At 63.0% G+C, this 22,216-nt stretch carries 21 protein-coding genes and 1 pseudogene; 15 read left to right on the plus strand and 7 right to left on the minus strand.

All coding sequences use genetic code 11. From position 1 onward, the window contains the following. Positions 1–215: 215 nt before the first annotated feature. Complete coding sequence (locus tag OQ789_RS18880) at positions 216–809, plus strand: TetR/AcrR family transcriptional regulator (RefSeq protein ID WP_324687620.1); 594 nt, start codon at positions 216–218, stop codon at positions 807–809. Between the two features lie 288 nt (positions 810–1,097). Continuing rightward, positions 1,098–1,616, plus strand: a complete 519-nt coding sequence (locus OQ789_RS18885; protein WP_324687621.1) for a VOC family protein — start codon at positions 1,098–1,100, stop codon at positions 1,614–1,616. 108 nt (positions 1,617–1,724) lie between these two features. Here the strand turns inward: OQ789_RS18885 and OQ789_RS18890 are convergent, their stop codons facing one another. Then, positions 1,725–2,114, minus strand: coding sequence for a PPOX class F420-dependent oxidoreductase (locus tag OQ789_RS18890; RefSeq protein WP_324687622.1), 390 nt, complete (start codon positions 2,112–2,114; stop codon positions 1,725–1,727). A 418-nt stretch (positions 2,115–2,532) separates the two neighbouring features. On the opposite strand from OQ789_RS18890, the gene OQ789_RS18895 reads away from it, so the two are divergent. The 6 genes from OQ789_RS18895 to OQ789_RS18920 all read left to right on the plus strand — a co-directional run bounded on the left by OQ789_RS18895 (position 2,533) and on the right by OQ789_RS18920 (position 10,475). Then, positions 2,533–3,693, plus strand: a complete 1,161-nt coding sequence (locus OQ789_RS18895) for an amidohydrolase family protein (RefSeq protein WP_324687623.1) — start codon at positions 2,533–2,535, stop codon at positions 3,691–3,693. Then, complete coding sequence (locus OQ789_RS18900) at positions 3,678–4,658, plus strand: TIGR03620 family F420-dependent LLM class oxidoreductase (RefSeq protein WP_324687624.1); 981 nt, start codon at positions 3,678–3,680, stop codon at positions 4,656–4,658. Before OQ789_RS18895 ends, OQ789_RS18900 begins: the two co-directional genes overlap by 16 nt. After that, positions 4,659–6,356 carry a thiamine pyrophosphate-requiring protein gene (locus OQ789_RS18905; protein WP_324687625.1) on the plus strand — a complete coding sequence of 566 codons (1,698 nt, stop codon included), beginning with the start codon at positions 4,659–4,661 and terminating at the stop codon, positions 6,354–6,356. An 86-nt stretch (positions 6,357–6,442) separates the two neighbouring features. After that, positions 6,443–8,113: an AMP-binding protein gene (locus OQ789_RS18910; RefSeq protein WP_324687627.1), complete on the plus strand. Its 1,671-nt coding sequence runs from the start codon at positions 6,443–6,445 to the stop codon at positions 8,111–8,113. Next, the gene (locus OQ789_RS18915; RefSeq protein ID WP_324687629.1) at positions 8,110–9,618 is read left to right on the plus strand and encodes an aldehyde dehydrogenase family protein; all 1,509 of its coding nucleotides are present in this window, start codon (positions 8,110–8,112) and stop codon (positions 9,616–9,618) included. Before OQ789_RS18910 ends, OQ789_RS18915 begins: the two co-directional genes overlap by 4 nt. Further along, entirely contained in the window at positions 9,615–10,475 is an 861-nt protein-coding gene (locus tag OQ789_RS18920; protein WP_324687630.1) for an enoyl-CoA hydratase, read from the plus strand. The genes OQ789_RS18915 and OQ789_RS18920 overlap by 4 nt, the downstream gene beginning before the upstream one ends. 123 nt (positions 10,476–10,598) lie before the next feature. On the opposite strand, the gene OQ789_RS18925 is transcribed toward OQ789_RS18920, so the two are convergent. Beyond that, positions 10,599–11,186, minus strand: a complete 588-nt coding sequence (locus tag OQ789_RS18925; protein ID WP_324687631.1) for a TetR-like C-terminal domain-containing protein — start codon at positions 11,184–11,186, stop codon at positions 10,599–10,601. A 102-nt stretch (positions 11,187–11,288) separates the two neighbouring features. Here OQ789_RS18925 and OQ789_RS18930 point away from each other — a divergent pair, with 102 nt between their 5' ends. The 3 genes from OQ789_RS18930 to OQ789_RS18940 all read left to right on the plus strand — a co-directional run bounded on the left by OQ789_RS18930 (position 11,289) and on the right by OQ789_RS18940 (position 13,576). Further along, positions 11,289–11,507 carry a hypothetical protein gene (locus OQ789_RS18930; protein WP_324687632.1) on the plus strand — a complete coding sequence of 73 codons (219 nt, stop codon included), beginning with the start codon at positions 11,289–11,291 and terminating at the stop codon, positions 11,505–11,507. A gap of 70 nt (positions 11,508–11,577) precedes the next feature. After that, positions 11,578–12,069 carry a hypothetical protein gene (locus OQ789_RS18935; RefSeq protein ID WP_324687633.1) on the plus strand — a complete coding sequence of 164 codons (492 nt, stop codon included), beginning with the start codon at positions 11,578–11,580 and terminating at the stop codon, positions 12,067–12,069. A gap of 319 nt (positions 12,070–12,388) precedes the next feature. Further along, positions 12,389–13,576 carry an amidohydrolase family protein gene (locus tag OQ789_RS18940; RefSeq protein WP_324687634.1) on the plus strand — a complete coding sequence of 396 codons (1,188 nt, stop codon included), beginning with the start codon at positions 12,389–12,391 and terminating at the stop codon, positions 13,574–13,576. Between the two features lie 67 nt (positions 13,577–13,643). Here the strand turns inward: OQ789_RS18940 and OQ789_RS18945 are convergent, their stop codons facing one another. The 5 genes and pseudogenes from OQ789_RS18945 to OQ789_RS18965 all read right to left on the minus strand — a co-directional run bounded on the left by OQ789_RS18945 (position 13,644) and on the right by OQ789_RS18965 (position 16,649). Further along, entirely contained in the window at positions 13,644–13,967 is a 324-nt protein-coding gene (locus OQ789_RS18945) for a 2Fe-2S iron-sulfur cluster-binding protein (RefSeq protein ID WP_324687635.1), read from the minus strand. Between the two features lie 28 nt (positions 13,968–13,995). Then, a complete protein-coding gene (locus OQ789_RS18950; protein WP_324687697.1) occupies positions 13,996–14,370 on the minus strand; it encodes an oxidoreductase C-terminal domain-containing protein in 375 nt (124 codons plus the stop codon). Next, a pseudogene (locus tag OQ789_RS18955) lies at positions 14,371–15,214 on the minus strand (NAD(P)/FAD-dependent oxidoreductase); the annotation flags it as partial. It lies immediately after the preceding gene. A gap of 56 nt (positions 15,215–15,270) precedes the next feature. Next, on the minus strand, positions 15,271–16,056 hold the full coding sequence (locus OQ789_RS18960; RefSeq protein WP_324687636.1) for an SRPBCC family protein: 786 nt from the start codon (positions 16,054–16,056) through the stop codon (positions 15,271–15,273). Positions 16,057–16,061: 5 nt separating this feature from the next. Further along, on the minus strand, positions 16,062–16,649 hold the full coding sequence (locus tag OQ789_RS18965; RefSeq protein ID WP_324687637.1) for a Rieske (2Fe-2S) protein: 588 nt from the start codon (positions 16,647–16,649) through the stop codon (positions 16,062–16,064). A 419-nt stretch (positions 16,650–17,068) separates the two neighbouring features. Between OQ789_RS18965 and OQ789_RS18970 the strand changes: the two genes are divergently transcribed. The 4 genes from OQ789_RS18970 to OQ789_RS18985 all read left to right on the plus strand — a co-directional run bounded on the left by OQ789_RS18970 (position 17,069) and on the right by OQ789_RS18985 (position 22,047). Continuing rightward, a complete protein-coding gene (locus OQ789_RS18970) occupies positions 17,069–17,980 on the plus strand; it encodes an LLM class flavin-dependent oxidoreductase (RefSeq protein ID WP_324687638.1) in 912 nt (303 codons plus the stop codon). Positions 17,981–18,151: 171 nt separating this feature from the next. After that, positions 18,152–19,693 (plus strand): amidohydrolase family protein, encoded by a 1,542-nt coding sequence (locus OQ789_RS18975; protein WP_324687639.1) that lies wholly within the window; start codon positions 18,152–18,154, stop codon positions 19,691–19,693. 92 nt (positions 19,694–19,785) lie between these two features. Further along, positions 19,786–20,250: a hypothetical protein gene (locus OQ789_RS18980; RefSeq protein ID WP_324687640.1), complete on the plus strand. Its 465-nt coding sequence runs from the start codon at positions 19,786–19,788 to the stop codon at positions 20,248–20,250. A 303-nt stretch (positions 20,251–20,553) separates the two neighbouring features. Beyond that, positions 20,554–22,047 (plus strand): amidohydrolase family protein, encoded by a 1,494-nt coding sequence (locus OQ789_RS18985; protein ID WP_324687641.1) that lies wholly within the window; start codon positions 20,554–20,556, stop codon positions 22,045–22,047. Positions 22,048–22,216: the final 169 nt, after the last annotated feature.

The following is a 22,216-nucleotide window of genomic DNA, read 5'->3' on the forward strand; positions in this document are numbered from 1 at the left end:
CGCATATGCAGGGCCTGGCTACGTACTGAAAATGATTGCGAGAGAGGGCCGAAGCTAGGAGACGTCTGGAGCGGTCGAGGTCTGAGGCACCGCGATTGCCCAAGCGCTCCAGGTGCGAGGGCCTAGCGTCAGATTTGTGACAGATTGATCTAGCAAGGTACTGTAGACACGTGTCTACCACCTCGTCAGCGACCGCAAAGCAGCCAGACACACGAGTGCGTCTGGTGGAGTCCGCGGCCGAGCTGTTCAGCCGGCAGGGCTTCGGCGCGACCGGCATCAAGGCCGTCCTCGCGGCCGCCGCCGCACCTTACGGATCGCTGTACCACTTCTTTCCCGGCGGTAAGCAGGAGTTGGGGGCCGCCGCCCTCACTCATGGCGGCGCACGTTACCGGGAGCTTCTCGAGTCGGCGTACCCGCCCGGCGCGGACGTTGTCGAGGCGACGGCCAATTCCTTCGTCCAGGCGGCCGGCATGCTCGAGGAGACCGACTACGGCTATGCCTGCCCAATCGCGACGATCGCGTTGGAGGTGGCCAACAACGACGAGCTGATGCGGACAGCCGCCGCGGACGCGTTCGAATCGTGGCTGGAGGTGCTCGAGCAGCGATTCACCGCGGCCGGGATGACCGCGGAGCGCGCCCGCGATGTAGCGGTGGAGATCTTTTGCCTGATCGAAGGCGCGGTCCTGCTGTCACGCACCACGCGATCGTCAGTGCCGATGCACACCGCCGGGCGGGCGGCGGCGAAAGCGGTTGCCGCTGGACTTGCCGAGCGCAATAACCGAAAGAGTCGCAAGAACCGAGCGAGCTGACCGATCGGGCAACGAAGGGAGCGCCGACAAGCCCGTCGATCCGCACCTGGGCGCGAATCCGGGACCACGCGGCTTCGCTCGTCACCGCATCTCATGCCGTGCGAGTCGGTAAGCAGTCCGATTCCGTATCACCACTTGTCAGTGGATAGATTGATCTAGTAGAGTCGACTTTGCTGCTTTGTTGACGAAGCAGGACATGAAGCTCGCTGCGCTGAGAGCTCACTGCCTGGTGAGAGTTGCTCGTCGTCGCCGCATCAAGGGGAACGGAATCGGAGAGGTTTAGGGCAAATGATCAAGATCGAGAGGGTGGCGCACGTCGTCATAAAGGTTCGCAGCCTGGAGAAGTCGCTTGATTTCTATACCCGGGTCCTCGGGTTGAAGGTGATGGGCAAAATTCCTCCGGCAGTCGTCTTCCTTTCGACCGGCCGCGACCACCATGAGCTAGGAATAGCCGAACTCGGTTCCGAGGCGCCAGATGGAACGTTCTACCAGATCGGAATGGAGCATTTCGCATTCAAACTCCGCAGTGAGGATGATCTGCGCGAGGCGTATGACACGCTCTTGCGCGAAAACGTCAAAATCGCCTACACCGTCAACCACGGGGTGACGAAGAGCGTCTATTTCTACGACCCTGACGGCAATGAGCTCGAAGTCTATGCAGACAATTCCCCAGAGGAAGTCGCAAGCTTCGAGAATCCTTATGGCGGGATGGAAAAACTATCATTTGCTGCCGACAAGCCTTCACTGATGGATTCACTCATCGAGGCTCAGCAGTCGATGGCCGGCGCGGCGGCACCCGAAGCCTAAGGGATTCAGCGCGATACGGCCATCGCCGCGAACACCGCGTTCGGGTAGCGGGCTGACCGCGCCGGACGAGAGGACGTCGGCGCGGCCGCTTCGCGGCAGATGCATCGGTCAGCCCTGAGCAACAATGCGGCTCGGCAGCAAGGTGATAGCGACCCGCCCCTCGCGCGGCCCAGGAAAAGCGGCTGGATCATGGCCGTAATGCCGAAGAATATTCTCGAAAAGCTCCAGCTTCGGATCCTCGCCGACTTCCACCGCCCCCCGAATCTCGAGTGTCCGGAACGGATTACTCGGATCGATGATGAACAGCGTCGCCTGCGGATGTGCAATCACATTTTTGTACTTTTGCCTTGAAGTCACCAGCGACGCCTTCACCGTGTCACCTTCCGTGACGAACCAGATCGCCGTCACTTGAGGTGTCCCGTCGGCGCCGACGGTGGACAGCGACGCGACAAGCGGCGCCTCGACTAGGTCGCGGTGGGATTCAGGAATGACGGGCATGGTTCCCTTCCAGTTGGGTGATGGTGTGCGCCCTCGCCGGGCTGTCCGCCAAGGGTTGACGAGTTCGGACAATTATGATTGTCTGATCGTACTAGAGCAATCTATTTAGTCTGCTGGGTCGGCGCTACGTCGGCGGAGCATCAATTGAACCGGCGGGGCGAATGTGTAGCGGCCGACTTGGAGCCATGGGAGGCGTGTATGGGCACCAAACATGGAGATCGCATGGCACTGGAACGCGCGATCTGGAGAAGGTCAACCGGTTCTGCGCCGATGTCCGCGGCGCAAAGGCCAACTCGAAGGGCAACTCGAGCGGAACTCCCGTTGGCGCTTGCTTTCAACCCACTCATCATGAACCGCGAAAGAATCAGCCAGAGAGGTTGCAATGAAGCTCCTTGCACATGACGTTGACAGTCACGAGATGATCCCCAGCCACCTGCTCGAGGACGTCCTGGGCCAGCCCGGCCGAATCATGGGCAAAGTCTTTGAATCCGCGGACAAGCTCCGCCCAGATCCGACTGCGACCAACATGCACCAGACGGACATCGTCGGCGACATGAAAGATATTGACCCCGAGGATATCTGGAAGGTCAAGGGACCGTCGGCACCGAGCGCGATCGACCTCGGCCGGCGCGTCGAGGTGCTGGACGTGATGGGCATCGATCGTCAGCTGGTCTTTCCGACCACGGCGATCGCAGCGATGATCGTCGGTGGCATGAATGACATTGCCTACGAAATGCGGTTCGGCGGTGACATGTCGGTGTTCGAGGGTGCATCACGACCAGACTTCGCCAAGAGTTTCCTGCGCGCGTACAACGAGTGGGTCATGGACAACGCGGTTTTGGCCGACGGGCGAATCCGGATGGTAGGCATCGTCCCCACCCGCCCCGACGTGAACGAAATGATCGACACGGCAAAGAGATTGATCGAGGCCGGTGTCCGTGCGGTATACTTGCAGGCCGACGTCCCACCCGGCGGGGTCTCACCGGCGCACTCGCAGCTCGACCCGTTGTGGCGCCTCTTCGAGGAAAACGACATCACCGTCACGCTGCACATCGGAACCGAGTTCGCCTTCTTGGACCCGGGGTGGATGATCGCCGAGACCTTCCAGGATCTGTTCCAGTCACCGGAGATCCCGAATACCAATATTCAGCTCTTCTCGACGGTGCATATGGCAGTCGACAACTACGTCTCTGCCATGGTGCTCGGTGGGGTGTTCGAGAGATTCCCCCGGCTGCGGCTCGGTCTGATGGAGGTCGGGGCGCACTGGGTCGGATGCGCCGCGCGGCGGATGGACATGTACATCAAGGTGTTTCCCGGAGCCGCGGCGGCGAAATTCTCATTGAAGCCCTCCGAGTACATCGCGCGCAACATCCGAGTCTCACCGTTCAATTTCGAGCCCGTCGACCGCTACTTCCAAGATGACCCCGAGTTGGCCGACGTGTTCTGTTACTCCACCGACTACCCGCATGTCGAAGGCACCAAAGACTCGATGAAAAACATGCTCAACAAGATCGAGCCCCTCGGCGAGGAGATCACCACAAAGTTCTTCCGAACGAATGCCGAGTGGCTCTTGCCGTGACAGCCGCTGTGACTGACAAGGCTTGCATTCCAGACCTCGGTCCGCTCGGCATCTGGTCGGCACAGCTCGATGTGCAGCCGATGACGCGCGCCCAACAGGCGGCTGCCGAGCTTGACGAACTGGGCTTCGGCGCGCTGTGGGTGCCCGAGGCGGTGGCTCGCGAGCCATTCGCCAACGCGGCGCTCCTGCTACGGGATACCGCTCGTATCACGGTGGCGACGGGCATTGCCAGCTTGCACGCGCGCACCGCCATGACGATGAACGCGGGCTGGCGCACGCTGAGCGAGGCCTTCCCGGGGCGGTTCCTGCTGGGTGTGGGGGTGAGTCATCAGCCGCTGGTCAACGGCGCTCATCAAGGTGAATACGGCGACAAGCCATACTCCACGATGGTCGACTACCTCAACAAGATGGATGCGGGCGTTTTCCTGGGAGCGGCCTCGCCGGTGGCCCCCCGGCGCGTGCTGGCAGCACTTGGACCGCGGATGCTGCGACTGGCCGCCGAGCGCGGCGTGGGCGCGCATTCGTACTTCGTGCCAGTTGAGCACAGTGCCGTCGCCCGTGAGGCGCTCGGCGGGGACGCACTGCTTGCCCCCGCCCAGACCGTCGTGTTCGAGAGCGACCCGACCGCCGCGCGCCAGATCGCTCGCCGATTCATGGCGATGTATCTGACGCTGCCGAACTACACGAACAACCTCCGGCGCCTGGGCTGGGGTGACGACGATCTGGATGGCGGGGGAAGCGATCGGCTTGTCGACGCGATCGTCGCCTGGGGGTCCCTCGAGCAGATCGCAGCCCGGGTGCAGGAGCACCTCGATGCCGGTGCGGACCACGTGTGCGTGCAGGTGCAGACCTCGGATACGCAGCGTTTGCCGGTGGCCGAGTGGCGCGAGCTCGCATCGATCATTCCCTCGCTGCGCACCAGGTCAGCCCTAACACCCATCCGAGTACCGAATAGAGAGCCGTAAATGTCGCAGACCGCCGCCACCCGCTATCTCACCGCGCTTGCCGAGCTCGGCATCGAGTCGTTCTTCGTGAATGCGGGGACCGATTTCGCGCCGATCGTCGAGGCCTATGCGGACAACAAGAAAGAGGACGGCGGTCCGACGCTGCCGACGCCCGTCATCTGCGCACACGAAAACCTTGCCGGCGGCATGGCCCACGGCGCTGCTCTGGTGACGGGACGCCCACAGGCCCTGATGCTCCACGTCAACGTCGGCACGGGGAACGCTGTGTGCTCGGTCGCCAACGCCGCCCGCGATCGGGTACCGCTGCTTGTTACCGCCGGTCGTTCACCGATCCTCGAATCGGGCGCCACGGGCGCCCGTGACCTGCCGATCCACTGGTCACAGGAGATGTTCGACCAGGCCAGTATGGTGCGTGAGTTCGTCAAGTGGGACTACGAGCTGCGCGATCCACGCCACGTCGAGGCCGTTGTCGACCGCGCCCTGAGCGTCGCCGCCGCCCACCCCCGCGGGCCCGTCTATCTCTCGCTGCCCCGCGAGGTTCTCGCCGAGGCGGTGGATAAACCGGCGGAAGCGCACCGGCGCACGCCGGTACAGACCGCAGTGCAGCCCGACCCGGACGACGTCGAAGCGCTCGCGGACCGGCTGGCCGCCGCCGCCTTCCCGGTCATCGTGGCGACAGCGGCCGGCGCCGAGCCCGAATCCGTGAGTCTGCTCGGCGACCTGTGCACCCGGTTCGGGATCGGCGTCGCCGACCCGTGGGGCCGCTACCTGAACATCCCGTCCGACCATCCATACCGCGTCGCGTCCACTGTCGCGGCCGTGCTCGACAAGGCGGACGTCATCGTCTTCCTCGAGTGCGACGTGCCATGGATTCAGGCGCGGGAGACCCCGCCGGCAGATACCTTCATCGCCCAGGTCGGTGTCGATCCGCTGTACTCCACGTATCCGATGCGGTCGCACCGCTCCGACCTCAACATCAGCGCCACACCGGCCGCGTTCCTGACCCGGCTGATCGAGGCCCTCGAGGACCGCGCCGACGGCATCGATCAGGCCCGGCCCGAGCGCATCCGTAGCGTCGCCTCGGCGAGGCGTGACGGTATTGAAGAGCAGCGGCGACAAGAGAACAATCGCGACGCCGACGCACCGATCACCGCCGTGGCCATCTCGGCCGCCCTGGGTGACTTGCTGGACGAAGACGACATCGTGTTCAACGAGTACGTGTCGACGTACTGCCTACTCCGCCGCAGGAAGCCGGGCACGTACTACTTTTTGCCCGCATCGGGAGGTCTGGGCTGGGGCCTTCCCGCGGCGCTGGGCGCCCAGTACGCCGCGCCGGACCGCACCGTGGTCGCCACGCTCGGTGACGGTGCCTACATGTTCGCCAACCCGGCGGCCTGCCACCACGCGGCCGCCAAGCACAACCTTCCGGTGCTGACGATCGTGGCCAACAACAGCAACTGGACGGCGGTCGACATGGCGACGGAGCTCGTCTATCCGGACGGAACAGCTGTCACCACTCGCGAGGACCGTTTCTCCAATCTCTCGCCGTCGCCGGACCTGGCGGCCTACTGCATCGCGTCGGGCGGCCACGGCGCGACGGTCCACCATCGCAGCGAGCTCGTCGGCGCACTCAAGGAGGCGCTGCGTGTCGTGCGCGACGAGCGACGTCAGGCTCTCGTCGACATCCGCTGCAGCTAGGCCGATCTCATGCCGAGTCGCAGGCCCTGGTTGATCCCCAGCGTCGGGGCCTGCGACTTTTCCACGTTGCCCCCGATGGAGATCTGATGCGATACAACCACGCCGAGTTGTTCGCGGGGATTGCTGCGGCGATGCCCGAGCGCGACTGCATCGTGTTCCGCGAACGGCGGCTGACGTACCGCGACGTGGCCGAGCGCACCAATCGCTTGGCGAATATCCTGCTGGCACAAGGCATTACCGCCAACCGGGAGCGTACTGACCTGGCGCCGTGGGAGTCCGGCCAGGACCACGTTGCGCTGTATCTGCACAACGGCAACGAGTATCTGGAAGGGATGCTCGGTGCTACCGGCGCTCGTGCGGCGTCGTTGAATGTCAACTACCGCTACGTTCAAGCCGAGCTCGCCTATCTTCTCAACGATGCCTCGCCTCGCGCGATCATCTACCACGCCCGCTTCGCACCGACACTCGCCGCGGTCCTCGATCTGCTGCGCGAGCCGCCGGTTCTCCTGCTCCAGGTCGCCGAAGAATCCGGCAACGCATTGCTACCCGGCGCCCTGGACTACGAGGACGCGCTATCGGCCTCCAGCGCCGCCACGCCCCCAACCGCTCCGACGGCCGACGATCTCTACCTGCTCTACACCGGTGGCACCACCGGGATGCCGAAGGGGACGATGTGGACCCAGGCGGACATCCTCGAGGGCGCCGTGGCCGGATTTCTGCCCGACGGCATGTTCGACGCGGCGTCGCTCGCCGACGGTGTCGCCTTGGTTGCGGCCGCTGACCGGCGCGTCGTGCTGCCTCTGCCGCCGCTCATGCACGGCGCGGCTCAATGGCTGGCCATGTCCGGCATTCTGGGCGGCGGCACGGTCGTGTTCCCCGATGTCGTGGATCGACTCGACCCCGCGTCGGTGTGGGACCTGATCGACCACGAAGGCGTGCAGGTCATGAACCTCGTCGGTAATTCGTTCGCCACCCCGCTGTGTGATGAGTTCGAGCGCGGCGGCCGCCACGGGCGTTCCCTGCAGCTGATCGGCGTTGGCGGCGCCGTCACCAGTGCGTCGGTCAAGGACCGCATCTTGCGACTCCTGCCCCACGTCGCCGTCGCGGATGTGGCCGGTTCGTCGGAGACCGGTTCGCAGCTGACCAACGTGAGTACCAGTGCGGCGCCGGCGGTCTCGGGTGTCTTCACCCCGGCGATGGGCACCTGCGTGGTGGATGAGGATCGCGGTCGGATCCTCGAGCCGGGGGATCCCGCGACGGGATGGTTGGCCCGATATGGTCCGATTCCGTTCGGATACCTGGGGGACCGCGCCAAGACTGAGCGGACGTTTCCCACCGTCGAAGGCCACCGCATGTCGTTGCCCGGCGACCGGGCGCGGCACCTCGCAGACGGCCGTGTCGAGCTCCTCGGACGCGACTCGGTGACGATCAACTCCGGTGGGGAGAAGATCTTTGCCGAGGAGGTCGAGGACGCGCTGATCGGCCATCCTGCTGTCGGCGACGTCATCGTGGTGGGACGGCCGAGCGAGCGATGGGGCAATGAGGTCGTCGCCGTCGTGCAGCTACTTTCCGGGCACGATCCCACCGACAAAGAACTCCTGGTTGACGCCGAGCAGCGACTGGCCCGGTACAAGTTGCCGAAAGCCATTGTCCGCGTAGACGCGGTGGTGCGCGGCCCGGCGGGGAAGGCCGACTACCGGTGGGCCAGCGAGATCGCCGCACAGTATTCGCCTGCACAAAAGGAGCCGAGCATATGACTGACCAAATGATCAGGACCACCGAATCGATCGCCGAAGTCGCGCCCGAGGAACTGCAACGCCTTCTCGATGCTCAGCGGGCCGCCCAGGCCGCTGATCCGATCCCCGACGCCGCGACCCGGCGCGACCGCATCGACCGCTTCGTGGCGGCGGTCCTGGAGCACAGTGCCGAACTCGCCGAGGCGCTCGACGCCGACTTCGGCAGCCGGCCCTCGACCACTTCGATGGAGCTCGACATCCTCGGCGGAATGGCGACGATCGCCTACGCTCGGGAGAACCTCGAGGCGTGGATGGCCCCCACCGAAGTGCCGGGCGGACTGGGCGGTGCCTTTCCGACCTTCATCCAAAATCGCCCCAAAGGTGTTGTCGGAGTGATAGGTCCGTGGAACTTTCCGGTCGTCCTCGTGTTCACGCCGACCGTCGAGGCTCTCGCCGCCGGCAACAGGGTGATGATCAAGTTCTCCGACATGACGCCACGCACCGGGACGGTGTTCGCGCGTGCGGTCGCCACCAGGATGAGCCCCGAGGAGGTCGTGGTCGTCAACGGTGGGCTGCAGACCGCCACCGCGTTCACCAACCTGCGCCTCGACCACATCTTCTTTACCGGCTCACCCAAGGTCGGACGTCTCGTCGCCACGGCCGCCGCAAAGAACCTGGTGCCGGTGACACTCGAGCTCGGCGGCAAGAACCCCGCGATCGTCGCCCCTGACGCCGACATCGCCGATGCCGCAACACGACTCGCCGCAGCCCGGCTGGTCAACAACGGTCAGGTGTGCCTGTGCCCGGACTACGCCTTCGTCCCCGAGTCGGGCAAGGACGCCTTCGTCGAGGCGTACCAGAGCGCGGTGCTCGCACACTTCCCAACCTTTATCGACAACCCCGACGTCGTGTCGATCATCAATGACGCCAACTACGCGCGCGTCCGCGGTCTTGTTGAGGACGCAAAATCTAAGGGCGCCAGGGAGATCGTGATGGTGGCCGAGGCCGAGAAGGGCCGGATGCCGGACGCCGGCTCTCGCCGATTCCCCCCGACGCTGTTACTCGATACCCCGGCGGATGCCGCGATCAACAGCGAGGAGATCTTCGGTCCGGTGCTGGTGGTGCACACCTATTTCGACGTCGAGGAAGCGATCGCCTACGCCGCAACCGGCGAACACCCGCTATCGTCCTACTGGTACGGCGCGGACACCGATGATTTCCAGCGTTTCTTGCTGAACACCACCTCAGGTGCTATCTCGCGCAACGACTTCGGGCTGGCCTACATCAACGACGCCGCACCGTTCGGCGGCGTCGGGATGAGCGGCTCGGGCGCTTATCACGGCAAGGCCGGGTTCGACACGTTCTCTCACCGACGTCCCGTTGCCCAGAGCGACCTGCCGACCCCCTTTGCCGCCGCCTTCACCCCGCCCCTGACGCCCGAGCGCGTCGAGGGCGCTGTAGCCACGGCCGCCGCTGTTCTGGCCGACACCACGTCCCGGCTGCTCCAGACGGATGGGCAGGCGTGACCTTGAGCGAGTTCGAGACGATACAGTACGAGCGGCCGGCCGAGAAGGTCGCTCGTATCTTGCTCGACCGGCCCGAGGCGAGGAATGCGCAGAGCATGCGCATGCTGTACGAGATCAATGACGCGTTCGACTCTGCCGCGCAGGATGATTCGGTCAGCGTCATCATTCTCGCCGCGAACGGCCCACACTTCTCCGCCGGGCATGACCTGCGCGAGCGCAATGCGCTCCAGGTGGTGGCCGATCACCAGCGGGTCGGCACCTGGTGCGGCTTCGGTTGCGCCGGTGCCGAATCGCAGATGGCGGTGGAGAAGGAGATGTACATCGGACTGTCGGAGCGGTGGCGCAACCTTCCGAAACCGACCATCGCGGCCGTGCAGGGCAAGGTGATCGCCGGTGGCCTCATGCTCGTATGGCCCTGCGATCTGATCGTTGCCGCCGATGATGCCCTGTTCCAGGACAACACCGTGTCGATGGGCGTCTCCGGCGCGGAGTTCTTCAACCACCCGTTCGAGGTTGGCGTCCGTAAGGCCAAGGAGATGTTGTTCACCTCCGACTTCCTCACGGCTGAGGAGGTCCATCGGCTCGGCATGGTGAACCACGTTGTGCCCCTCGATGAACTCGAGTCGTTCACGTTGCAATTGGCGTCGCGCATCGCCGAAAAGCCGTTGTTCGCGCTGAAGCTGGCGAAGGAGGCCGTCAACGTTGCCCAGGACAATCAGGGGCGCGTCAACGCGATGCAGACGTCGTTCGCATATCACCAGCTGTGCCACAGTCACAACCAGCAGGTGCACGGGATGTTGATCGATCCGGCTTTCATGGCGAAGACGTTCAAGGCGAAGGCCGAGGCTGGATCATGAACCCGGCGGAGCCGGGCTGCCGCCTGGCTGGGAGGTATTAGGCGACGAGTTTCTTGTCCCCGAGGGGGCGGGTCGGCCGGCTGATGGTTTGGTCCAGAGCGGACGCTGAGAAGGTATCAGGTATCAGCGGTCGCGTGTGCGCAGACCGTCGAGAAGGAGGCCTATCAGGTCTTCGTGATCGGAGACTGCAAAGAAGTCGGCCAGATTGGCGGACGCGCGCAACGAGATAGCGCCGATGATGGCGTCCGCCACGGTACTGGGTTTGATGTCTGCGCGAATTTCGCCGCGGGTGATGGCGTCGTGAAGGGCGTCTTCGATGGCAGCCAGGCAACGATCGACCGAGTCGCGTTTGAAGACGACGTACAGGTCCGGGTAATCCGCGATCTCGGCCGCGCACCGTTGCAGGATGGTGAGTCGTGGTTCGACGAACACGGCGGCGATCTCGTCGACCAGGACGACCAGGTCTTGGCTGATCGATCCCGTACGAGGCGGGTCCAATGTGGCTGCGAGGGTGGATATTCCGGCCAGGATGAGGTCTTCGCGGTGAGGCCACCTCGCGTAGATGCTGCGTTTGGCTGCGCGCGCCCGTGCTGCCACCGACGTGATGGTGAACTCCGCAATGCCCTTGTCCGCCAGTTCCTCGACCGCAGCGGCCAGCACGCGCCTGTCGACGGTGTCGTCACGAGGCCGTCCGCGGGGTCGGGAAGTCATGCCGGGCAGTATATGCAGTAAATATGTCACGGTTATCGTTGCATAATTTGTGCGAATCAAATAGCCTCAACCTGAGGGCAATTCACGTTCCGAGGATGTGTAATGTCAGGGTCCTTTAACGGTTTCGTCGCCAACATGAGTGACGCTGTGCTCAGCGGCGGCGTGCAGCAATTCACCCTCGATGGCCTGACCCCAGGCAACGCCGCCGTGCGCGTGCACTATCTGAGCGTCAAGAACGACGGCCCCGCCTTCCTCCCAGAAAGCGCCGCTTTCGGCCGTGGCGACAAACGCAATCGGCTGGCCCGAATTCCCGTGGAGTGACAAGGCGTCACGTCCAAGTACGAGTACAAGAGAGGAAACACAGAAGATGGAGAAATCAACTCTGAAGCAGATGGAAGAGATCCTCATCGTTCATGAGACTGCTGAGTTTGACAATGATCTTGACGCGGTGATGTCGACCCTCACTGCCACACCGGTGTACGAGCTTCCCAGCATTGGATGGCACATCCAGGGCGCCGAAGGAGTTCGCGAACTCTACAAGCGGTGGCTGACCGGGGCCGAGAAGCGCAATGTCTGGGCGGAAAAGCGGGTTCAAGCGTATTCGATGGATGAGAACGCGCTGATCCGCGATGCTTACGTGTACTACGACGATGACAACGGTAAGCGTGTCACGGGCCGGTACTCGACGGCGATTTCGTTCGACGGCGGTCTGATCAGCGGCGAGCGAATGTTCATGGAGACGCCGTTCGCCAAGCTGATGTACGACATCCTCGGTGCCGACTTTGCCGACGTCCCGGGCGTTTCGACGCTGGAGGAAGTCGCCCCGCCGCCGGTGGATCGACTGGATCGAGCGGCCGCGCACGCGGCCAACCCGCACCACTGATCCAATAGAACCAATAGCCCAACAGCCCTATGCACAGCTGGACATCGGCGCACGGCCACGTCGTAGATGACGGCTGGCGCCGCGTGGGTGGTGTGCAGCACTCGATGAAGGTGTGCTGCACACCACGGTTGTGCGACTGCGGGACGACCCCTTGCTTGCTGTGATATCCGGGAATACTCCTGCAGCCCTTGCTGTTCGGTGGCATCTCAGGAACACCTAGGGCAAACTAAGCGGCGGAGCCGGCCGACTGTGGCGCCGCTACGACACGCTAAGAGGCTCGGAGCGCCGAGCTTCCCGAAACAAAGCCAGAGAGGTTGCAATGAAGCTCCTTGCACACGACGTTGACAGTCACGAGATGATCCCCAGCCACCTGCTCGAGGATGTCTTGGGCCAGCCCGGCCGAATCATGGGCAGGATTCTCGAATCTGCGGACCAGACTGCGGGAAATGCGGACAACATGTGCCAGCCGGACCTTGTGGGCGATACGAGCCATGTTGACCCCGAGGATATCTGGAAGGTCAAGGGACCGTCGGCACCGAGCGCGATCGACCTCGGCCGGCGCGCAGAAGTCTTGGACGCCATGGGCATTGATCGTCAGCTGGTCTTTCCGACCACGGCAATTGCTGCGATCATGGTCGGCGGGATGACCGACCTCGTCTACGAGCAGCGCTGGGGCGACCAGTCCGTCTTTGAAGGCATGTCCAGGTCGGACTTCACAACGAGCTTCCTGCGCGCGTACAACGACTGGGTCATCGACAATGCGGTCTTGGCCGACGGGCGAATCCGGATGGTCGGGATCGTCCCCACCCGCCCCGACGTGAACGAAATGATCGACACGGCAAAGAGATTGATCGAGGGCGGTGTCCGTGCGGTATACGTGCAGGCCGACGTCCCACCCGGCGGGGTCTCACCGGCGCACTCACTGCTCGACCCGTTGTGGCGCCTCTTCGAGGAAAACGACATCACCGTGACGCTGCACATAGGAACCGAGTTCTTCTTTCTGGATCCTCGCTGGATGATCGCCGAAACGTTCCAGGATCTGTTCCAGTCACCAGAGATCCCGAACGCCAACATCCAGCTCTTTTCCGCCGTGCATATGTCGCTAGACAACTACGTCTCTGCCATGGTGCTCGGTGGGGTGTTCGAGAGATTCCCCCGGCTGCGGCTCGGTCTGATGGAGGTCGGGGCGCACTGGGTCGGATGCGCCGCGCGGCGGATGGACATGTACATCAAGGTGTTTCCCGGAGCCGCGGCGGCGAAATTCTCGTTGAAGCCCTCCGAGTACATCGCGCGCAACATCCGAGTCTCACCGTTCAATTTCGAGCCCGTCGACCGCTACTTCCAAGATGACCCCGAGTTGGCCGACGTGTTCTGTTACTCCACCGACTACCCGCATGTCGAAGGCACCAAAGACTCGATGAAAAACATGCTCAACAAGATCGAGCCCCTCGGCGAGGAGATCACCACAAAGTTCTTCCGAACGAATGCCGAGTGGCTCTTGCCGTGAGTCACGTGACACAGTGCGGCTGCCGGTGTTCGTGATTCTGACAGCCGGGCCAAGACGAGCGATTCGCTTAGCGCTGCTGGCTTTCGGGCATGCGCAGGATCAGGCCGTCCAAGGCATCACTGACCTTGATCTGGCATGACAGTCGTGAATTGGGCTCAACTCCGTCAGCGAAGTCGAGAATGGTTTCTTCCATCGCGGTCCGCTCGCCGGTCTTGGCCAGCCAGCATTCATCCACAAAGACGTGACAGGTGGCGCAGGAGCAAGCGCCGCCGCACTCGGCGTCAATACCGGGCACATTGTGTCTCACCGCCCCTTCCATCACCGAAAATCCCGCCTTCACGTCGACGGCATGCTCGGTGCCGTCGTGTTCGATATAGGTGATCTTGGCCATGTGCTCCCTTTCGCGCCCTTGGGTTACGTTAGGCGGCAACCTCTTTCATTGAAATCGTGATATCCAAAAGCCGTTCTCGCGCAATCGGCTTCTGCGCGGCGATCAACTGTTTACCGCCCATGAATTCCGGGGCGGCGTTGACCGCTTCCACGGCGCGGATCACGTCGCCCTTCAGGTGGAAGGCAGCGAAACTGCCGTTCGCAGGATCTCCGCGCAACAGAATCGAGTCGGCATCCACCGCAAGCCCGCCGATCTGAAGCTTCAGATCGTATTGGTCGGACCAGTTCCACGTGACTTCTGGCCGCGGCTCGGGCTTGCCGACGATGGCCGCGGCGGCCTGCCTGGCCTGCTCCAAGGCGTTGGCGACGCTTTCCAGGCGGACGTGACGGCCATAGAGTGGCATGGGTCTGCGCGTCACGTCGCCGATCGCGAAGATGTCCGGATCGGAGGTCTGAGCAGTCAGATCGACGACCACGCCGTCAGCACATTTCAGGCCGCACTCTTGCGCCAGTTCTGCATTGGGAATTGCGCCGATGCCGACTAGGGCGGCGTCACAGGGGATCACGCGCCCATCAGCCAGCTTGACCGCGATGACGCGGCCATCCGCACCTTCGAATCCGGTGACCCCCACACTCAATTCGAATGCAACACCGCGGGCACGGTGATAATCGTGAAAATAGGTCGACAATTCTTCGCAGGCCACCCGCGCCAGAACCCGGGGCATGACCTCGATCACCATTGCCTCGGCGCCCAGGGCCCGCGCCGACGCGGCCGATGTAGCCGCCGCCGATCACCGCGAGGCGCTTGCCTTTGCCCAAGGACGCCTTGAGTATCTCGGCGTCCACCGAATTGCGCAGGGACATCACCCCGAAGAGGTCGGCGCCCGGTACGGCCAAGGGTCTGGCCCGCGCACCGGTTGCCAGAATCAGCTTGTCGTAGCAGACCGCCGCACCGGTGTTGACGTGAATTATCCTGGCGGAGCGCTCGATCCGCACCGCCTTCTGGTTCAGGCGCAAATCGATCTGAACCTGCGGATAAAAGCTCGCCGGCCGCAGCGCCAGAGAGTCCGCGTCAGCCTCTCCGGTTAACCACGCCTTGGAAAGCGGCGGCCGTTGGTAGGGAACGATTGCCTCCTCCCCGAGCAGGGTGATGGGCCCGGTCAAGCCATATTGTCGCAGGATGGCGGCGGCCGACCCGCCTGCGTGGCCCGCCCCAACGATGACGACGTGGGGGCCAGATTCGCTCATAGCACCTCTTGAGTCTTCGCGCACCGTCGTCGGCGTCGCTGCGGGCAAGCATCCGGCTAGATGGTCGGCTGGACTCCGAGGTATCGGTTCAACGTTTGGTGGAAATGGCCTATGCGAGACTCGTTGCGTGCGAGGACCACCGTCTTTAGCGCCCGGTTGCGCAGACCGCGCTGCTGACGCGGGATCTGCTCCCGGTCCTGGTCGAGCACGAGGCCCAAGCTCTGGTCCTGGGGGATCCAATTGTGCTGCGTTGTCAGCTTTTCGCGGTCCTTCGGGGGAACCCACTGATAGTTGACTACGTCGAAGATGCAGCGGTTCGGATCGCCGGAGGGATCAGGGCGGAAGCGAAAGAACAGCGTTTCCCGCGCGCGCACGACCATGGTGGTGTTCGGGAACAGCAACCAGGAGTGCGCGTCGCTCATCTGGTTGTCGGTCAACCCGGACACGTCTTGCCCGTCGGCCTCGGCCGCGGCGCGGTTGGCCTGCTGGAAGAGGGAGCGCAGCGAGACGCCGGGGGGGAATGTGATCTTGCCGGTCTCGTCACGGTAAGGAGTGACGAGTTCCTCCATCGGATTGCTCGCGCCGGGGCCCTGGATCGCCTCGGCCATCGAACCGAATCCTTTGACGATCCGCTCCGGTATGACGTTGCCGAGGCGCGGGCTCGCGACGGCGTAGGCGACGGTGAACACGTCGTGATCGCCGAAAAAGCCGTAGTGCATGTCCTTGTCGTCGCTTGTGGTCAGGACCTGAGGGTGGATGGCGTGAACGTGATATTGCTCGATAAACGCCTCGATGCCAGCCTTCCAGTTGGCTGCCAGAGGCTGACTCACGTTGAAGCCCAACGGGATCAGCTCTTTCGTTCGGTAGGGCGCGAGCAGAGCCTTGACCTCGTCGCCCAGATAGTCGTCGAGGGGCGGTGCATCAGGATCCGGATTGATGAAGACGAACCCCCCGAAAAGCTGGCGCGGACTGGGATCAGTCCGAGGTTCGACTTATCGCGGGAGGCGAACTCCTCCTCCTCATCGGAGATCTTGCGGAGACGGCCGTCGAGTTCGAACTGCCAGAGGTGGAAGGGACAGGTTAACCGCGCGGAATGGCCGTGGCCTTCGCATAAGGCGTTGCCACGATGCCGGCAGGCGTTGATGAATGCGCGAATCTTGTTGTCATTCCCGCGCACGATCAAGTACGACTGATCAAGCAGCGTGTATTCGAACCAATAGCCCGGTTGCGGCACCTCAGACTCGTGGCAGGCGACCTGCCACGTGCGCGGCCACAGGTGGACACGCTCGAGCTCGGCGAATTCGTCGGACCAGTAGCGCTCGGTATCAAGCTCCATCGGCCATTGGGACGTGTCGAGGTCGGCAACCTTGGGGCCGAGCTCGAGACGTTGAGCCGGGGATAGGTGCGCCTCCGGCGCGTACGTAGATGCCGACATTTCGTATCTCCCACGTGAAGGTATAGCCGCGGACACGGTCCATACGCCGTGGCTGAGCCAGACTTGACCCTGAGGTCATGTTGGCAACGGTGACACCGGATCCGCACTGCGGTCCGCGCATGCCCCGGACTGCTGCAGACTGCCCGCCGTACTAGATCAATCTATCAACGTATGCCACAGCAAATTGGCCGTCTAAAGCCTGTCAAGCAGACCCGAGCGATTGGCCCAAAATCTGACATGGCGTAATGTCGGATTGGTATAGATTCGCCGGGTGCATCAACTCAGACCGGCGCCCGATGCTCGCGAATCTGGGCATCGCAGCGGCGATCGTCGGGTGAGCGGCATCCGTCGATATTGCCGTGGTGGTCATCGGGTCTTTCACCAGTCCCTGACAACATTGACAAAGCAAGGAGCGCAACATGTCTGGACCTGACATAGGGGTTTTCCTGCCCACCATGAGTCCTACTGCGGAGGTGCCGTCGGATGTCGTCGCCGCCGCCCGGCAGGCGGAGGGCCTCGGTTTCGAGTCCGTGTGGGTGATCGACCAACTGGTGGCCGGCAGCGAAATGGCCTTTTTCGAGAGCACCACAGTTCTGGCTGCGGTGGCCGCAGCCACAGAGCGAATCAAGCTGGGCTTCGGCATCATGGTGCTTCCACTGCGGCCGGTGGCCTGGGTGGCCAAGCAAGTAGCCACGCTGCAACACCTGTCCGATAACCGGGTGATCCTCGGTGTTGGAATTGGCGAGGACCGTCATCCAGGGTCTTGGGGGGCCGTAGGCGTGGCCCGACGCGATCGGGGCCGATTGACCGATGCGGCTCTGCGTGTGCTTCCTGATCTGATCTCCGGCCGTTTTGCATCGGGGTGCGACGGTGTCGAGTATCAGTTGCTGCCCGGCGCCATCGTTCCACCGATCCTGGTGGGCGGAATATCGCAAGCGGCCCTGAACCGGGCTGTTGAGGCCGGCGGGTGGTTCGGTCTGCCCCTGCCGCCGGCTGAAATCGCTCGGGTCCGCGACGGGCTCACGGAACTCGCTGTGGCGGCGGGCCGGCCGGCGCCGAGCATCACCGGGTTCGTGATGGCCGCCATCGCCGGCGATCCGGCGGTGCCCGATCGTCGCGCCGCGGTGGAAGCCGTGGCTGACCCTGCCGGCATGTACGGCTTCCCGTACGAGCTGGCCGTCGCGATGGTCATGGCCGGTACTCCGGCCGAGGTCGCCGAGGAGCTGGCCGCTCTGCGCGAAGCCGGAGCCGAACGGGTAGCAGTCACTTTGGTGGGTAGCTGGTCTCGGCAGGCCGAGTTGCTCGCCGAAGCCAATCGCATTCTCGGCTGACATTGCGACGATTCCGGCAATCCCGCGCGGCGCCCCCGATCGCGCCCGATTGCGGTGCCGACTCACGCCGCGTCTTCTCCCGCCGGAAAGAACGGCGCGATAACCCAATTCGGTGTCTGCGGTGCGACGCGCTGCTTAAGGGACGATTGCGTAGTCACGAAAACGCTTGACGTGGGCGACTGGCAGGGCTTAACTGACAGTACGAAATGTCAGATGCTCCACATGTGGGAGGGGTGCCCGATGCGAGCCAGCTTCGATGTGCGGAATGCCGACGCGGAAACCCTGTCGAGTCCAAAGTTGAGACCGATGACGATTGTGTCGGCTGACTCGCATGTCTCGTTGCCGCCCAAGATGTACAAGGAATATCTGGATCCGAAGTATTACGGCTCGTGGGACGTTTTCCTTGACGATATAGCGCTCATCAACAAGGTGGTCGATCTGCAGGGGTATCCGTTCCCGCCGGAGGCTCTCGAGGTGTACGACAAGCGGCGAGTGGTGGAGAATGCCGGTGAGGTCGGCTTTTTCGATCCGGTGTGGCGGCTGCGGCAGACCGAGGCCGAGGGAATTGTGGCGGAGTTCTTGCATCCGCTCGGGCCGATTGGTTGCGCCCCGTTCATCGATGTGACCAACTCGCGGTGTTCGCCCGAGTTGCGGATGGCGGGGGCGCGTGCGCACAACCGGTTCTTGGGTGATTTCTGTTCGGAGGCCCCGGGCCGACTGTTGGGGGTGCCGTTCATTTACCCTTGGCCGGATTGGAATGCGGCGGTCGCCGACATGGTGTGGGCCCGGGATGCCGGTTTCCGCGCGATCTTCCCGCCTTACATGGCGGGGGCGCCGGGGGATATACCGGCGCTGTATGACGCCTGGTGGGATCCGATGTGGGCGGCTTGTCAGGACCTGGGTCTGGCAATCCACATCCATGCCGGTTTCGGCAACCCCCAGGGCGCGGTTGCTGAGTTGTCGCGGCAGGCTTTCGGCAACGCCAACGGGGCTGGGGGCGGCGATGGTCTGTCGATGATCGACCCGAATATGCTTCCGCAGTTCGATCCCGACGGCGATGGCGAAAGCCAGAACTCGTTCTTGTCCGCGTTCTTCGAATCGTTCACCGAGCGTCGGCCATTGTGGCAGTTGATGTGGGGTGGGGTATTCGACCGGTTCCCGAACCTGAAGGTCGTCTTCACTGAGATTCATGCAGATTGGCTGCCTGCGACCCTGGGCTATCTGGGCCGTGCGCATGCGGCTGAGCCCGGTCCGATGAAGTTGACCCCGACGGAGTATTGGCAGCGCCACTGTGCGGTTGGGACGTCGCTGATGCGGTACGGCGATGTGGCAGTGCGTCACGAGATTGGTCTGAACAAGATGATGTTCGGTAGCGACTATCCGCACACGGAGGGGACGTGGCCGAACACTCATGACTGGATTCGTGCGACTTTGGGCTCGGTCCCCGAGGTCGAGGTGCGTGCCATCTTGGGGGAGAACGCGATCGATTTCTACGGGTTGGACCGCGCATTGTTGGAGAAGACGGCCAAGCGTATCGGCCCGCTGCCTGGCGAACTGTTCAACGGTCAGCCCGTGGACCGCAAGTTGATCCGGCACTTCGAATTTCGGGCCGGTATCAATAAACCCGTCAACTTCAGTGTCGATCAAATGAACCAGGCATTCGAGGATGACCGGACCGGAGCGACCAAAGCTCTTGCCGCCTATGGGAACTGAGTGCTCGGAGTCGGTAATTCGCGCCGGCCACTGCTTCCTGGGCTCAGCCGGGACTGAGATCGCTATATCGCCCGTCAGCTGGAGAGGACGAAATGACCGAGATTAACCAACATTCCGAAATAGGCGTAGAACCTGTCGGTGCGGACCAGATCAATCGACTGCAGGCCGCACTCTTTCATCACGGCCTGATGGAACTGGAGCAAGACCTCGACGGAACGATGGCAACGGTTGTCGCTGATCCGCACTATGAGCTTGTGAACGTCGGGTGGCGGATCGATGGCCGAGAGGCGGTTCGCGAACTGTACCGACGCATGTATGCCGGCCCTCAGCCCTTGTCAACCGAAGGAGCAGTTTTGGGGGCGTCACCAAACTCGCTCTGCTATCAGGTCTCCGTGGAGTTCGAGCCCGGCGTGGTCAGTCGAGATCTGACCGTGCTCACCTTCGACGGCGGTTTGGTTGCCTCCGAGGTGTTCTATACAGATCCGAGTTTCACAAAAGTAATGGGCGAGGCCCTCGGCGACGACTTCGGAGATATCCCGGGCGTTTCAAGAATTTAGAGTCGCGATTCAGTAACTGTGGGCTGATCGGGACAACCTCCCCACCATGGCGCGCCAACGGGGGATGCGCACACCCGCATGTCGATGGGCCAGACGGCGATCCGCTTGAATCGGAAGTCGTGAGCAACTCCGTCGGTCATCGCGGTGAATCGCGCATCTCACCACCGCCGTTTGGTTCATTTCCTCCACGCGGTGGCGCCTGAAGAACTATCCGGTGAATAGGCAGAAGGCCTTGACGAGACTTCTGATCGGGGGCAAACTGACATTTATAAATGTCAGATAATCGTGTGGAGGGATCTCGGGATGCGGGCCAGTTTCGATGTGCGGGAGGCCGATTCGAATACGCTGTCGAGCCCGGAGCTGAGGCCGGTGACGATGGTGTCCGCGGACTCGCACGTGTCTTTGCCGCCGAAGATGTATAAGCAGTACCTGGACTCGAAATACCATGACTCGTGGGCCGGCTACCTCGACGATGTGTCGGTCATCAACAAGGTCGTCGAACTGACCGGCTACCCCGCCCCGCCGGAGGCCCTCGAGATCTACGACAAACGTGGTGTGGTCGAGGGTGCGGGCGAGGTCGGCTATTTCGATCCGGTGTGGCGCCTGCGTCATGTCGAGGCCGAGGGCGTCGTGGCCGAATTCCTCCACCCCTTCGGCCCGATCGGTTTCGTGCCATTTGTCGACGTGCAGAACCAGATGCGTTCGCATGAGTTGCGCTGCGCGGGTTCGCAAGCGCACAACCGGTTCCTGAAAGAGTTCTGCTCAGAGGCACCGGGACGCTTGCTGGGTGTGCCACTGATCTACCCATGGCCGGACTGGAAGGCCGGGGTCGCCCAAATCGTGCAGGCGCGCGAGGACGGATTCCACGCCATCTTCCCGCCGATGATGTCCGGGACGCCGGGCGATCTGCCTGCTATGTATGACTCGTGGTGGGACCCGATGTGGGCGGCGTGCCAGGACCTGGGCATGGTGGTGCACATTCACGCCGGTTTTGGTAACCCGCAGGGTGGCGTCGTCGAAATGGTGCGAAATGTGTTCGGCCGCAATGATGCAGATGGTCCTGACGCCAGCAAGGAAGGTCTGGCGGCGATCGACCCGAGCCTACTGCCCAAGTTTGATCCGGACGGCGACCCTGCGGCCGCCGGTACGAATTCATTTCTGAGCGAGCTATTCGAGACGTTCGGTGAGCGGCGGCCGTTGTGGCAGTTGATGTTAGGGGGAGTGTTCGATCGATTCCCGAGGTTGAAAGTCGCCTTCCAGGAGATCCATGCCGACTGGGTACCAGTGACGCTGGCATATCTCGATCGTGTGCACGCGGCCAATCCTGGTCTGATGAAGCTCACACCGAGTGAGTACTGGGCCCGCCAATGCGCCGTTGGGACATCGCTGATGCGTTATGGCGACGTGGCGGTGCGCCATGAGGTCGGAGTGAACAAGCTGATGTTCGGTAGTGATTACCCGCATTTCGAGGGAACGTGGCCGAACACGCACGATTGGATTCGCGCGACCTTGGGGTCGGTTCCCGAGGTCGAGGCGCGTGCCATTCTGGGGGAGAACGCAATCGATTTCTACGGGTTGGACCGCGCGTTGCTGGAGAAGACGGCTAAGCGCATCAGCCCGTTGGTCAGCGAGCTGTTCAACGGTCAGCCGGTGGATCCGAAGTTGATCCGGCATTTCGAATTCCGGGCGGGGATCAACAAGCCCGTCAACTTCAATGTCGATCAAATGAACCAGGCGTTCGAAGAAGACCGGGTTGGGGCAACCAAAGCACTGGCTGGCACGGGAAATAGTGTGTGACGCCGAATATCGTGATCCGCAAAGGGCGGTATTGGTAGCGGCACTTGAGCGGCGGGTCGCGAATGGGGTGTCCTCGGTTGGTGTGTCGAGGCGGCAACCGAGGAAGCCGGGCTCGGACCTCGTAGCCGGGCGACGGCCGCATGCGCAATGACGAGCCTGCGCCTGTTAT

Origin of the sequence: Mycobacterium sp. 94-17 (genome assembly GCF_035617725.1) — a bacterium.
Classification (GTDB): Bacteria; Actinomycetota; Actinomycetes; order Mycobacteriales; family Mycobacteriaceae; genus Mycobacterium.